This window comes from Methylomonas sp. 2F7, assembly GCF_057126975.1.
This window is the reverse complement of record NZ_CP195203.1, coordinates 3909818-3924168: the sequence shown is the minus strand read 5'-3', so window position 1 is coordinate 3924168 and position 14351 is coordinate 3909818. Positions and strand designations below refer to the sequence as shown.

The following is a 14351-nucleotide window of genomic DNA, read 5'->3' as shown; positions in this document are numbered from 1 at the left end:
TCGACGCGCCCGCACAAATGATGCAAACTGCACCCTATATTGCAAAGTAAAGACAAGGTAGCTTTTATGAATACAGACCCCTGCACTTACGTCATTTTCGGTGCTACCGGCAATTTGGCGCGGCTGAAGCTGATGCCCGGCTTCTATCATCTGGAGCTGGAAAAAAAACTGCCGGAAGGTACGCGTATCCTGGCGGTGGGCCGCCGTCCCTGGGATAGAGCGACTTGGCTGGCGGAAGTGAAGACCTTACTGCTAGAACAGGCAAATACGCCTTTGGACGAGGCCGTATTCAACCGTTTTGCCGAAAGGCTGGATTATCATCGCGGCGATCTTGATCAGCCGGAATGCTATAAAACCCTGGCGGAAACGCTAAACGCTCAGCCGCGATTTTCCCGCAATATGGCCTTCTATCTCGCCATCGGTCCCAGCGATTTCGGCAACGTCATCGAGTCCTTGAGCCAGGTGGAACTGCTGAACGAAGAATATGGCTGGCGACGAGTGGTGATCGAAAAACCGTTCGGTTACGATTTGGAAAGTGCGCAGGCCTTGCAAAAACGCCTCAGCCGGTACTTGAGCGAAGACCAGATTTACCGCATCGACCATTATCTGGGTAAAGGTATGGTGCAGAACGTATTGGTGTTTCGTTTCGCCAATGTCATGTTGGAACCCTTATGGAATCGAAATTACATCGATCATGTGCAGATCACGCACTCCGAAGAGCTGGGCATAGGTAGCCGCGGCGAATATTACGACAGCGCCGGAGCGATGCGCGACATGTTGCAAAGCCATCTATTGCAACTGTTGACGCTGGTGGCGATGGAGCCGCCGGTGTCTATGGACGCTGAATCGCTGCGCGACGAAAAAGTCAAAGTGCTGAAGTCCATTCGGCCGATCCCGAAATCGGCCGTGCATGCACATGCCTTTCGCGGCCAATATGCCCGAGGCAATATCGACGGTCATAAGGTGGTTGGCTACCTGGAAGAAGCCAATATTCCCGCTGACAGCAGTACCGAAACCTATGCGGCGATGAAATTGTTGATCGACAACTGGCGCTGGCGCGGCGTGCCATTTTATTTGCGCACCGGCAAGCGCATGGCCAAGGGCCAATCCTCGATTTCGATCTGTTTTCGCCACCCGCCGTTTCAGTTTTTCCGCGATACCCATGTGCAGTGCATGACGCCGAACTGGATATTGTTGGGGATTCAGCCCGAAGAATGCATCCGCATCGAAATGACCGTCAAGGAGCCGGGCTTAGAAATGCGTACTCGCACCACCAGTCTGGATGCCAGCTTCCGCAATCCCGACGAACGCCGCGTGGATGCTTACGAAGATTTGTTATTGGATGTGATGAAAGGCGACCGTTCGCTATTTTTGCGTTTTGACGAAGTGGAATATGCCTGGCGCATCGTTGACCCGATTTTGCAAAATTGGGTAACCGAGCGGGACTATATCGCCACCTATCCGGCCGGCTCCTGGGGACCGGAAGAAAGCCGCCGCTTGTTCGAGAAGGAAGACCAGTATTGGCGCAGTTCCTTGATGCCGGAGTGTCAGCCGTAACAAAGGCTCCTGCGGTTTCTGTTAACCATTTTTACCATGATGCGGTAGCGTCCGGTTTCTTCCGTCTTGCGGATTATTAACTCGACCCTTAACTGCCGTTCACCCTGTCGAAGGGCAAACCAGCTTGAGCTCCGACGCGCTCAACTCGAACGGAATATCAGTGCTAAATAGGGCCGGGTTGATAAGTGTTTCGAGCCAACGAAAAACAAAACTGCGTGAAATGCCGTGGGGGTGTGGCATTTCACGCGGTTTTATGAATACCGCCAAGCCTCAGATTTTTTTTCGAACCAGCACAAAGCCCTTATTCTCAGGCGTTTAAGTCTCTGAATCCAGTCATGGCGTGAACTTTGCTGCGCCAAATGCCACGATTAACTCCAGCATGGCCTGGCTTCGCGCATGGCATTTTCAGACCACGATATTTACCGAATTTTTTTAAATACCCGCCCGCAAATCCAGCGTTTTTTGCGACAGCGCATTCGTTGCGACGACACTGCTGCCGATCTGATTCAAGACATTTTTTTGAGATTGACGCTGTTGAAGCCACCTCCCGCCAGTGAGATCGAAGTCCAGGCCTGGCTGTTTAAAGTGGCATCCAATCTATCTCTCGATCATCTGCGCACGCAAAAACGCCGTTATGAATTGCTTGATCAATATTTGGGCGACGAAACCGACATCGACGCTTCGGCAGCGCCGGAACGGACGGCGGAAGCGCAAGATCAATTGCGGCACATTCAGCTGGCACTGGCCGATTTGCCTGATCAATGCGCCGAGATTTTATACTTAAGCCGTATCGAGGGTTTAAGCCATATTGAAATTGCCAAGCAACTGAAAATCTCGACCAGTTGGGTGGAAAAACAGCTGGCAAAAGCGTTGCTGCACTGCCGGCAGGCTGTTGATAGCCAATGAGCTTAGTGTGGATTTAAGCGCCGTGGATCGTTATAGTAAATATCCCGCTCCAAACAACGCCGTAATGAACGAAACTTCTTCAACTCGCCGAGAAGCCTTGCAGCAACAAGCCGTTGCCTGGCACGTGCGCCTAAAGTCCGGTGCTGCCGATGACACGGTATTGGCTGAGTTCGAAAACTGGCGGTCGCAAACCCCCGAACACGAGCAAGCCTATCGTGATGTCGAGACCCTTTGGCAACACCTGCCGCGGCCGCTGCTCGCTGACCGGCAACGCCGCCGCGCGCTGGCGATAAGGCAGCGGCGAGGGCGTAGGCTAAAGCGCGGATTGGGCTTGGCTGCGGCCGCTTCGCTGCTGCTGAGCGTGATGAGTGGTTTTTATCCGGATTACTTGCAACATCCGCTGGCAGACTACCGTACCCGCATCGGCGAGCAGACCTCAATTACGCTGGCCGACGGCAGCATCGCGCATCTGAATACCGATACCGCCATCGATGTCTCAATCAATGCCAATGAGCGGCGCATTGAATTGCTGAGCGGCGAGGCCGAATTTGACGTGGCGCATGACGAGCACAAGCCGTTTCGGGTCGTATCCGGTTCTACGTCCACAGAAGCGTTGGGCACCCGCTTCATCGTCCGTTACGACGGCCAAGCCGGCGCGGTTACGCTATTGCAAGGCAAAGTCCGCAGTAGCAGGCCGTCCGCGCACGGTGCGCAAGCCGATAGCGCCACACTGCAACCCGGCCAACAACTAAGCTTCAATACCGAGATGTTGGGCGTGCCGCAAGCAGTCGAATTAAGCAACGCCGACGCCTGGCGCCGCGGCCGCTTGTTGATGAATTTCGTACCGTTAAAACAGGTTATCGCCGAAATCAACCGCTACCGGCGCAGCCAAATCCGTTTATTGGACGACAGTCTGGCGGAACGCGAAGTGAATATCGCCGTGGATATCAAGCAAATCGATGTCTGGCTAAAGGCTTTGCAGCAAACTTTGCCAATCAAGGCCGTTGAAGCGGGGCCGTTCGTGTTTTTGCAGTCTTGATGGCCGGCTTTGCTGCCTGCGACAATTTGCCACACATCCTTTAGTACGGCTCAGCCAGCCGCCAATCGTTCTCAGCTAAAACCCACTCAAACTGAGGACACATCATGAGAAAAACCGGAAACCCAAGCCGGACGCGAAAAGCCCAAACTAAAGGCTCATCCGCCATCGGCGCATTGCCGCTTTGTCTGGGCTTGATAGCCGCTGCGACGCTGCCGACGGCTCAGGCCGAAAGCCTCAGCGCCACTAGCGCAAGTCGCACCTACAATATCGCCGCGCAGCCTTTGTACTCCGCACTCAGCACACTGGCCGAACAGTCCGGTGTGCAGTTTGTTTACAACTCGGAGTTGGTGAAGGGTATCGATTCGCAGGGCGTCAGCGGACAGTATTCGCTGGAAGGCGCATTGAAACGCTTACTGTCCGGGTCGGGGATTAGTTATCGATTCAGTAGCGGCAACACCGTCACGCTGCAAAATACGGCCGAGTTGGAGCCGCAATCGGCTACGACGATGCCGGCTGTGACGGTCATCGGCAAAACCGATCTCGACCCCGATGATCCCTATAACCTCAGTTATACCCGCACCAACACCGCGTTGGCGACCAAAACCGACACGCCCATCATGGAAACGCCTGCCTCCATTCAAGTCGTCAACAAGGCGGTTCTGCACGACCAACAGTCCTACCGCTTACAGGACGCGATCAAGAACGTCAGCGGCGTGCAGTCCTACCACTCATACGGCGGCGACCACGAACAATTCGTGATGCGCGGTTTCCTACAAAGCACCGTCAACTATCGCAACGGCATCCGCATACCGTTCACTAAATTCGACCTGGCCAATGTTGAGCGCGTGGAAGTCATTAAAGGCGCATCGGCGATGTTGTTCGGCTTCGGCGATCCCGGCGGCTTGATCAGTACCGTGACTAAGCAACCCAGCTCGACGCCATACTATTCGCTGGAACAACGTTTCGGCTCCTACGATTTCTATCGTACCGAAGCCAGCGCAACCGGTCCGATCAGCAAGGAAGCCGGCCTGAATTACCGGCTGGACATGTCGTATCTGGATGCTGGTTCGTTCCGGCAAAACATGGGTAACGACCGGATCTTTTTCGCGCCCACCCTGAGTTGGGAAGCCACGGCGGACACCAAGTTCACCTTGTCCTACGAATACTTCGACGAGAACAACGCCTATGACTATGGTATTCCGGCGGTCGGCAATCAATTGGCGCGAATTCCGATTTCCAGAGCCTTCGTCGGCCGCTCGGATTTAAGAAACTCCACCACCAATAATTTGGTCGACTTTCGGATAGACCATCGCGTCAACGATCAGGTCAAGTTAAACGCCGGCGTAGTCTCATCGCAATACCAGAAATATTGGCAGGGCTTTTATACCGGTCGCGTCAACGAGACCCCCGGCAACTCCTTCGGGAACGCCACGCGCAATTACTGGTTTAGTCCGGAAAACGCCGAGTCCCTGACTGCTTGGGTCAACGGTACTTTCGATTTCGAAACCTACGGTGTAAAACACAAAGTATTACTGGGCGGCGAATACTATAACAGTCAACTGAAATACGAGGTTGCCAGCGGCAATGTGGACACGATCAACATCTTTAACCCGAATATCGCGGCCGTTTCCGACGTCCAGTTAAACCGAATCCGCAACGCCCGGTTCAACGACGTCATCGCTACCGAGAACACCTCAAAGGCCATTTACTTTCAGGATCAAATGACACTTTGGGACAAACTGCACATCATGGGCGGCTTCCGCTACGATTGGGTGGATCGGATGCAAGACCTCAGTTGGTGGGCGCCGGCCGGCAAGGACGCCCGTAATGACGATGTGGTCAGCCCCAGGGTCGGCATCGTTTACCAACCGTTAAAATGGTTGTCCTTGTTCGGCAGTTTCACCGAATCGTTTGGTCCGGCCAATGATTACGATACCGGCGGCGCCAAATTGTACGATTTATTCGACGCTACCCAGTTCGAGGGCGGGGTGAAAACCCAGTTTTTCGACGGCAAGTTCAACGCCAGCGTGGCTTACTTCGACTTGGAAAGAACCCAATTTTTCCAAGACCCCAACAGCAATCTGATCAATGCGCAGGTGCCGGTCAAGGGTAGCAGCAAGGGCGTCGAAATTGATGTGCAAGGGCAACTTTATGAGGGTTTGAGCGTGATCGGTACTTATGCCTACACCAACGCCAAGGTTACCGACGACGTGACGGCACCCGCCAACATCGGCAAGCGCATGCCCTTCGCGCCCAACCATCAAGGCAGCGCTTGGTTGAAGTATGACTTCGACGGTGAATTGCTGAAAGGCTTTAGTGTCGGTGCCGGGGTTTATGTTTCCGGACGTCGTTATGGCGATGCTGCAAACAGCTATTTCGATAGATCCTACGCGCGACTGGATCTAATGGCGGCGTACAAGCGCAAACTGGGCGACATGAATTTAACGACACAGGTCAACATCAACAACGTCAACGACGCTGAGTATTATGTGCTACGTTCGCGCCGCACCAACTTGCCCGCCGAGCCGTTAGCGGTGATGGGTTCGATTAAGTTGGAGTATTAAACTGCTCTGTTGGTCACGTAGGTCGGGTTAGGGCGCCAGCCGTAACCCGACGGGTTTGGCTTGGGTGAGGGTACTCTCTATCGGGCTAACCCAACCCATGCGGCCCCATCGCGGGTAGCGTCAGCACCGACAAATACGCTATGGCACGGCTCAAAAATCACTTTCTGGTAAACAAGAGACTAGGGGATTTCCCAGGCTAAAACGTCTTATTCAGCAATCGGCGCCTTTTGATTTTTCCGGTTTCCGCATGCATCGGACTAAGCCGATGGACTCAATCGGATTTTTCATAAGGCGGCGGTTTTTTCCTCGCATATTTTTCGCACCCTTTACCTGACCGTTTTACTATCGCCATGAACGCCATCCATCAACCATCGCGCTCGACCATTCCGGCGACTCCGCAAAATTCCGCCTTGTCCCGCCTGAAAGCCCGCCGCAAACGCTGGCTGGACGTGCACTTGTGGCTGGGTTTGAGCTTGGGATTTTTACTGTCGATTTACGGTATTACCGGCAGCTTTCTGGTGTTCTACGCCGAGATCGACGAATGGCTGCATCCTGACTTGCTGACGATTGAACGTCCGCAGGATGGACAATACCGGCCGCTAGCGGAAATCTTCGCCGCCGGTAAAACCGTCATGCCGCCGACGGCCAAACACGTGTTTTCGGTTTACCCGCGCAACGATAACACGGCTTTCAAGCTGCGTTACCAATTCCCAGTCTCCGACACGGAAAATGAACGCTGGATTGTTGGTGTCAATCCTTACACGGCACAAGTGACCGGAAAAATGTTGCTGACCCGCTCCGGCGATTGGTTACCGGCAACCTTCATCGATTGCGTGTTCGAATTGCACTACGCCTTGTTGATTCCGTCCGAGGACATCAGTGCTGTAGTCGTCGGTGTCTCGGCGGCATTGCTGATCATATCGACTTTAACCGGAATAATCGTCTGGTGGCCGCTGACCGGGAAATGGCGGCAGGCGCTGACTTTTAAATCCGGGGCCGGCAAAGTGCGCTTCAATTACGATCTGCATAAAATCAGCGGCTTTTACTCGGCACTGGTGATGTTGCCGGTCCTGTTCTCAGGGATTTATATGGTGCTGCCGCATAACGTGGTGCCGGTTTTGGAGTTGTTCTCGCCGGTGACATATCGCTACTGGTTTCAATCCAAACCACCTTATCCAAATGCACCGGCGATAGGCATGGACCAGGCCGTGGCGATTGCCTTTAAACAGTATCCGCAAGGCCGGCCACACTGGATTTACGGAGCCACCGAGCCTACCAAAACCTATACGGTTTGCCAGGATGGCGTCTATGCGCCAGGCAGTATTTTGCAGCGCCGTTGCACGGTGATCGACCGCTACACCGGCAAGATTCTGGATCTGGACGACCCCAGCCTGCCGACAGCCGCGGTGGGCGAAATTTTCACCCACTGGCAATGGCCTTTGCATTCCGGCCAAGCTTTCGGCATGACCGGGCGGATTTTGGTGTTTATTACCGGTCTGGCTTGCCCGGCGCTATTTGTCACCGGTGTGATCCGCTGGTTGCAAAAGCGGAGAGCAAACAGCCTACCTGCGAAGATTAATCGCGACCGAAGCGAGTCAAATAACACAGTTTAAAAGATCGAGGTGCTAACCCTCGCGGAGCTTAGAGCAAAAATTCTTCAGCATTCCAGGCTTCACCTATGCTGAGGGCCCATCAGTTCCCGTCGGGCGCGGATATTGCTATTCAAAAAGCCACACCTTGGCCGCCCTGCGTTACTTGTCCCATGCTTGAATTGACCGCCACCGACATTGCCGATCTGATGCATAAGCATCGCCGCGAATTATTGGGTTTTCTGTCGCAACGCATCAGTTGCACGGAAGCCGCGCAGGATATTTTTCAAGAGACGTTTATCCGCTACGCCGGCTACGGCGGCAAAGACCGCGTCGAAAACCCCCGTGCCTTTATTTTCCGCATCGCCGCCAATCTGGCCACCGATTATCTGCGCAGCAACAGCCGCCATTCCGGAAGAGACATCGAAACCTCCGCCGACGACGAGGCGGAGGGCGGCGAGCAATCTGCCTTATCCGTTGAACGGACCGTCATGTCGCAACAACAACTGGAGCAGTTAATCGCCGCGCTGGACGAGTTATCGCCCAAATGCCGGGAGGTATTCGTCCTGCTTAAACTCAAGCATTGCAGCTACGCGGAAGTGGAACAAAGGCTGAGCATTTCGCAAACCATGATTTTCAAATATTTGACCCAGGCCCTGCGCCATTGCCGGCAGAGGATAGGCGACCTGGATTGAACGGGATGCCTTTATCGGCAAACACGCCTATGTTTATCCGGCCGGCGTTTTATAATCCGATTCCCGAACCGACCGCGGCGCAGCCTTCTTATGAACCAACCCATCCCGCCTTTCCCCGACGCCGACGCGAATGAGCAAGCCGAATACTGGCGGGCTTTGCGCGAATCGCCGTTCTTCGACCGTGAGCAGGATCTGCGCTGGCAAGCTTGGTTGGCGGCCAGCAGGGAAAATCAGGAAGCCTGGCGCCAGACACAGCAGTTTTTTGACTGTATAGAGGGCTTAAACCCGGCGCAAATCAACCAAATCGAACGGGAAGTAAGGGCCTCGAACGGAACGCAACACAAAACGCCTGCCCGAACACTGCCCAAGCGCAGCCTCCGGATGTTGCCGATTGCCGCCTGCCTGATGCTGGCCTTTTGTTTGGGTTGGGCATTCAGCGCCGGTTTCTTTGCCGATTTCCGTACCGGCACCAGCGAACAGCGTCGAATTCAACTCAGCGACGGCTCTTCGGTAATCCTGAATACTGCTTCGTCGTTGTCGGTGGAATTTTCCGAAAGACAACGCGTCATCCGCCTGCACGACGGCGAGGCTTATTTCAAGGTAGCCGCCGATGCCGCCAGGCCGTTCGAGGTGGTGACGAGTGGTGGCCGGGTCAGGGCCTTGGGTACGGCTTTTGATGTTAAACAATGGCAGGGCGACCTGGAAGTCACGGTCTACGAGCACAGTGTGCGCGTCGCATTCGCCGATGGCGAGACCGTGGAAAGTCTGGCGGCAGGCCAGCGCGTTGCATCGGCTGGCGGTAAAGCCGGACTGCCGGAAAGCGTCAATCTAAAGCAGGCCGGTGCCTGGCAAGAACGGCGCCTGGTGTTCAAGGAAAAGCCGCTGCGACAAGTGGTGGATGACCTGAACCGCTACCGTCCCGGAAAAATAATCATCGCCGATCCGGCTCTGGCCGAGCATTTGGTCACCGGCATATTCGACGCCGACGACCCGGAAGCGGCGTTGAATGTCATCGAAAAAACCTTGGCTGTCAGCGAAACCCGCTTGACCGACGCCTTGGTGATCTTACGTCGCCAATAAGTTTTCGCCGCGCTGTGTTTTCTGGTCGATGGCCGCGAAACCGCGCCGTTTGGCCTCCGGCTAAAAAAAATTTCTCACCAGGGTTATAAAACTCACTCGCTCCGTCGTCTTTGCTTACGAACCCACACGGATACCGCGAAGGTGCGCCTTCTTCGCCAGCCGTTTTCAGCGTATTTAAAGCCAGGAGGCCGGATGAGTCAGCGTTATTCCTTTGTTAACCCGCTCTGTTTTACCCTTTTTGCCGCGACCCTAAGTGCCAGCCCCTGGTGCGTGGCGGAGAGTGAAATCAATTTTGCCATCCCGGCCGCGCCGTTGGCCGACGCCCTGCTGCAATTTTCCGAGATAAGCGGCGTCAAGGTGTTCTTCAGCTCGCAATTGACCGAAAGGCTGCGCGCCAATGCCGTGCAAGGCCGTTATACGCCGCAACAGGCATTACATAAGCTATTGGACGGCTCCGGTCTGGCCGCAAAATCAGCGGGTGACGGTACGGTAACCTTGGAAAATTCGACAAAGTCGGTAGAGCCGCAATCGGCTAATTCTACGACTTTGCCGACGGTGACGGTAACAGGCAGATCCGGCTATGCCGACAGCGATCCTTATAATCCGGACTACAACCGCACCAGCGCCAGCGCCGCCACCAAAACCGATACGCCGATCATGGAAACCCCGGTATCGATTCAGGTAGTGCCCAGGGCAGTGATGAACGATCAAAAAACCACCACCATTAAAGACGCGCTGGAAAACGTCAGCAGCATACGTCCGCAATCGTCCTTGGGTTTAAGCAACGCCTATATTGTCCGTGGCTTTAGGAACGGCCGGGTTTATCGCAACGGCTTGATATCCAGCGGCTTGAATATCGGGGAAGGCGCTCAATACGAAACAGCTAACCTTGAGAGCGTCGAGGTACTGAAAGGCCCCGCGGCGGTTTTGTTTGGCCGTATCGAGCCCGGCGGCTTAATTAACCTGGTGACCAAAAAACCTCGCGACGAGGCCTATTACTCGGTGGAGCAGCGTTTCGGCGCGTACGATTTTTATCGCACCGAATGGGATGCCACCGGACCGATGACCAGCGATAAGTCGTTGAGCTATCGTTTTTCCGGCGCCTATCAAAACAACAAATCGTTTCGGGATTTTAATTTCAATGACCGGGTGCTGGTAAATCCATCCATGACCTGGCGGCCCAGCGATGCCACCGAGCTATCATTGGATTTGGAAGCCTTGCACGAGGACACCCAGGTTGACAGAGGCTTATTTGCTATCGGCAATCGCCCGGCGCCTATTCCCGTCAGCCGCTCTTTCATCGATCCCGACGATCCTGTCGACACGAACTCCAAGGTAAACCTCGGCTTCAATCTAACGCACGCCTTCAATGAAAACTGGACCTTGCGGAATCGGTTCCTGGCTTCGTTTGTTTACGATAAAAACACCTCCGTCAAACCCGCTAACGGCTTTACCGTCGAACAGTTTTTCGATCCGAGTACGGGTAATCGCAGCTATGCGCGGAATATATTTTCTCAAACATCGGACAGCGAAACTTATACGACCAATCTGGATTTGACCGGAAAATTCAACTTAATGGGCGTCAGCCATCAAACCTTGATTGGCGTCGATTATTTGCGCGCAGTCGGCAGCTATGAATTCTACGGCAACTATCAGGACCCCGTGCCGGGTTTGGAGATAGATATTAATAATCCCCAATACGGTATAGATCCGGCCTATTACGCCAATGCGCTGGCAACGCCCTCCGACGGCGGGACTAACCACTATCTGTATAGGGACGATTGGTATGGCGCCTATTTTCAGGATCACATCACCCTGTGGGATAAAGTGCATATCACGGGTGGTGGCCGTTACGATTGGGCCAGAACCGGTGTGGGAATGGGCGATTCGGCGAGTACTGCCGACGCCGCTCTGCCTTCGCGCCGGGATGAAGGTTTCAGCCCACGGGTGGGCGTTCTCTATCAACCCTGGGCCTGGGCCAGCATCTACGGCAATTGGACCACTTCTTTCGGAGCCAACAATGGCATAACAGCCAGCGGCGCCACGATTAATCCGGAAATCGGCGAACAATTCGAAGCCGGGTTTAAAACCGAGTTTTTCGATCAGCGCTTGTCCACGACCTTGGCGTATTACCATTTGACCAAAGAAAACTTGATGACCCGTGATTTCAACAGCCCGGACCCGTTCGCTAGTGCGGCTATCGGCAAAGCGCGCAGTCAAGGTATTGAGTTGAATATGGCCGGACGGCTGACCGACGAGATCAGCATCATCGGCAACTATGCCTTTACCGATGCCCGTATCACCCAAGATTTTTCCGGCCTTCAAGGCCATCGTCTGAATAACGTGCCGGAGCATTCCGGCAGTGTGTGGCTCAAATACGATATTCATCACTACGAACCGTTGAACGGTTTGAGCTTCGGTTTGGGCATGTTTGCCGCCGGACAACGGCAAGGCGATAACGACAATACCTTTGTGTTACCCGGCTATGCCCGCTTGGATGCCTTTGCCAGCTATACCTATCAACTTGGCAAATCCCGGTTGATCACCCAATTTAATGTCCGCAATCTGCTGGATAAAACCTATTACGAATCCACCGATCCTTTCCAAAATGCGCCGCCGCGTGTCGGTATTTACCCTGGTGCGCCACTAACGGCCATGGGGTCTGTGCGCTTGGAGTTTTAGTTCGTTCCGGCAAGGCAAATTCGACATCTGAACAGGTCGGGTTTACACGCTCGACCTCTATGTTGCTAATCCACTTGACCCGCTCGCGACATCCGAGCGGACAAATATTGAGCAAATGACAATTGGCGTGGAAATTTTCTTTGCTGGGACGTCCTATTGATGACCACCCGCCTTTGCAAGCACGACCAAATTTGTTTTCGACTAAAACCATGGACATCAAAGCCAATAACCTAACGGTGATAACTCTTCGCCATACGTCAAGCCAGCGCCTGACTATTTTGAAAACCCGGCGCCAACGCTGGTTGACTGTCCATCTCTGGCTAGGGTTGACGCTGGGCCTGTTGCTGTCGATCTACGGCATCACCGGCAGTATCTTGGTATTTCACGCGGAAATAGACGAATGGCTCAATAGCGAACTGTTGACCGTGGTTCCTTCTGAACAAACCGCCAGTTACCAACCGTTAGCGGAAGTTTTTGCCGCCGGACGAGCCGCCATGCCGCCGATGGCCAAATTGAGTTTCGCCACCTATCCGCGCAATCAATTGGCCGCGTTTCAATTGTCCTATGTCTTGCCTATTAGCCCGGACGTCACCCAAAACTGGCAAGTGTATGTCGATCCATACTCCGCGAGGGTAACCGGCAAGCGTTTGATGCGAAACTCCAATGACTGGTTGCCCAACACCTTCATTGATTTGATGTTCGAACTGCACTATGCGTTGCTGATTAGGTCCGAGGGAGTCAGTACCGTTATCGTCGGCGTCTCGGCAGCATTGCTGATCATTTCCGCCCTGACCGGCCTGATCGTCTGGTGGCCGCTGACTGGCAAATGGCGGCAGGCGCTGACGTTCAAGGCGGGTGCCGGCAAGGTACGCTGCAATTACGATTTGCATAAGGTTAGTGGTTTCTACACACTGCCGGTACTGATTCCGGTGTTGTTTTCCGGGATTTACATGGTGCTGCCGCATAATGTGGTGCCGGTTTTAGAGTTGTTTTCGCCGGTGACTTACCGTCATTGGTTTCAATCCGCGCCACCCGTTGCAAATGCGCCAGCCATCAGCATGGATAAAGCCGTTGAGATGGCCATACAACGTTATCCGAGTGGCCGGCCACATTGGATTTACGGTGCAGTGGAGCCAACAGACACCTACACGGTTTGCCAGGACGGTGTCGATGCGCCGGGCAGCATCTTGCAACGCCGCTGCACCGTCATTGATCAATACAACGGCAAAGTCCTGGATCTGGACGACCCCAGCCTGCCGACCGCCAAAGCCGCCGAAGTCTTTACCCATTGGCAATGGCCTTTGCATTCCGGCCAAGCTTTCGGTATGACCGGGCGGATTTTGGTGTTTATCACCGGACTGGCTTGCCCGGTGCTGTTTGTCACCGGTGTGATCCGCTGGCGGCAAAAAGCCGCAACCCGGCACAAACGGAAGGGCTGAACTCAATCGGTTATCAGGTACTGAAACGATTGGGCAATATGTTCGACCAACAAGAGATGTCTGAATTTGCCCATGTCAGTCGCGCATCGCAGCGGGAGGCTAGTTTAAAAGTGTGTCATATGCCGCACTTTGGTCGTCGCGCTTTCGGGGATTTCGCCCTCAATGCTGCCAACTGATGGATCAATCGCCAGTTAACACTGGCTTTGCAGGCTAGTGGCTTAAAATTTGCTGTAGCAGAACACGTTTCATTGCCGACTATGTGTTCATGGATGCAATCACCGATTCCGATTTACTGGCTAGCTTTCTGCTCTATCGGAAGGAGCTCCAGCAATTTTTGACGCATAAGGTCAATTGTGCCGAAACCGCGGCCGATTTGATCCAGGAAACTTATTTGCGCATTGCCCGCTATTCCGCCGCCGGCGAGATCGCCAATCAGCGGGCGTTCGTGTTTCGGATCGCCGACAATCTGGCTCTGGACCATTTGCGCAGCAGGGCTCGGCAAGAACAACGCGACGGCGGTCCGGTCGGCGATGACATCGCTTGCAGTCAACCGCAACCGGATAGCACGCTGGAGGGGCAGCAACAAATGGAATTGTTCGAAACACTTATCTACGAACTGCCGCCGCAATGTCGGAAGGTGTTCTTGTCGTGCCGCGTGGAAGGCAAGCGTTATTCCGAAATCGCCGCCGAGCTGGGCATATCGGCGCGCACCGTGGAAAGTCATATGTATAAGGCCTTGAAGCACTTGAAAGACCGCATCGATTTCCTTTGATGCTCCGCGCGCTTATCTCATGCAACTT

Annotated in this window: 10 protein-coding genes; all 10 read left to right on the top strand. The window is 54.2% G+C overall.

Translation table 11 applies throughout. The features are described from left to right. Positions 1–66 precede the first annotated feature (66 nt). The 10 genes from zwf to ACR64Q_RS17595 all read left to right on the top strand — a co-directional run bounded on the left by zwf (position 67) and on the right by ACR64Q_RS17595 (position 14323). Positions 67–1557 (top strand): glucose-6-phosphate dehydrogenase, encoded by a 1491-nt coding sequence (zwf, locus tag ACR64Q_RS17640; protein ID WP_020484654.1) that lies wholly within the window; start codon positions 67–69, stop codon positions 1555–1557. A 396-nt stretch (positions 1558–1953) separates the two neighbouring features. Further along, on the top strand, positions 1954–2463 hold the full coding sequence (locus tag ACR64Q_RS17635) for an RNA polymerase sigma factor (RefSeq protein WP_313732583.1): 510 nt from the start codon (positions 1954–1956) through the stop codon (positions 2461–2463). A 64-nt stretch (positions 2464–2527) separates the two neighbouring features. Continuing rightward, on the top strand, positions 2528–3502 hold the full coding sequence (locus tag ACR64Q_RS17630) for a FecR family protein (protein WP_313732582.1): 975 nt from the start codon (positions 2528–2530) through the stop codon (positions 3500–3502). Between the two features lie 104 nt (positions 3503–3606). Continuing rightward, entirely contained in the window at positions 3607–6066 is a 2460-nt protein-coding gene (locus tag ACR64Q_RS17625; protein WP_313732581.1) for a TonB-dependent siderophore receptor, read from the top strand. A gap of 350 nt (positions 6067–6416) precedes the next feature. Further along, a complete protein-coding gene (locus tag ACR64Q_RS17620; protein WP_313732580.1) occupies positions 6417–7679 on the top strand; it encodes a PepSY-associated TM helix domain-containing protein in 1263 nt (420 codons plus the stop codon). A gap of 65 nt (positions 7680–7744) precedes the next feature. Continuing rightward, positions 7745–8350, top strand: coding sequence for a sigma-70 family RNA polymerase sigma factor (locus ACR64Q_RS17615; RefSeq protein ID WP_483823351.1), 606 nt, complete (start codon positions 7745–7747; stop codon positions 8348–8350). A gap of 90 nt (positions 8351–8440) precedes the next feature. Beyond that, positions 8441–9430, top strand: a complete 990-nt coding sequence (locus tag ACR64Q_RS17610; RefSeq protein ID WP_313732578.1) for a FecR family protein — start codon at positions 8441–8443, stop codon at positions 9428–9430. 192 nt (positions 9431–9622) lie between these two features. After that, positions 9623–12112, top strand: a complete 2490-nt coding sequence (locus ACR64Q_RS17605) for a TonB-dependent siderophore receptor (protein ID WP_313732577.1) — start codon at positions 9623–9625, stop codon at positions 12110–12112. Positions 12113–12321: 209 nt separating this feature from the next. Beyond that, positions 12322–13551, top strand: a complete 1230-nt coding sequence (locus ACR64Q_RS17600) for a PepSY-associated TM helix domain-containing protein (RefSeq protein ID WP_026602230.1) — start codon at positions 12322–12324, stop codon at positions 13549–13551. A 265-nt stretch (positions 13552–13816) separates the two neighbouring features. After that, complete coding sequence (locus ACR64Q_RS17595) at positions 13817–14323, top strand: RNA polymerase sigma factor (RefSeq protein ID WP_026602229.1); 507 nt, start codon at positions 13817–13819, stop codon at positions 14321–14323. The last annotated feature ends 28 nt before the right edge of the window (positions 14324–14351 follow it).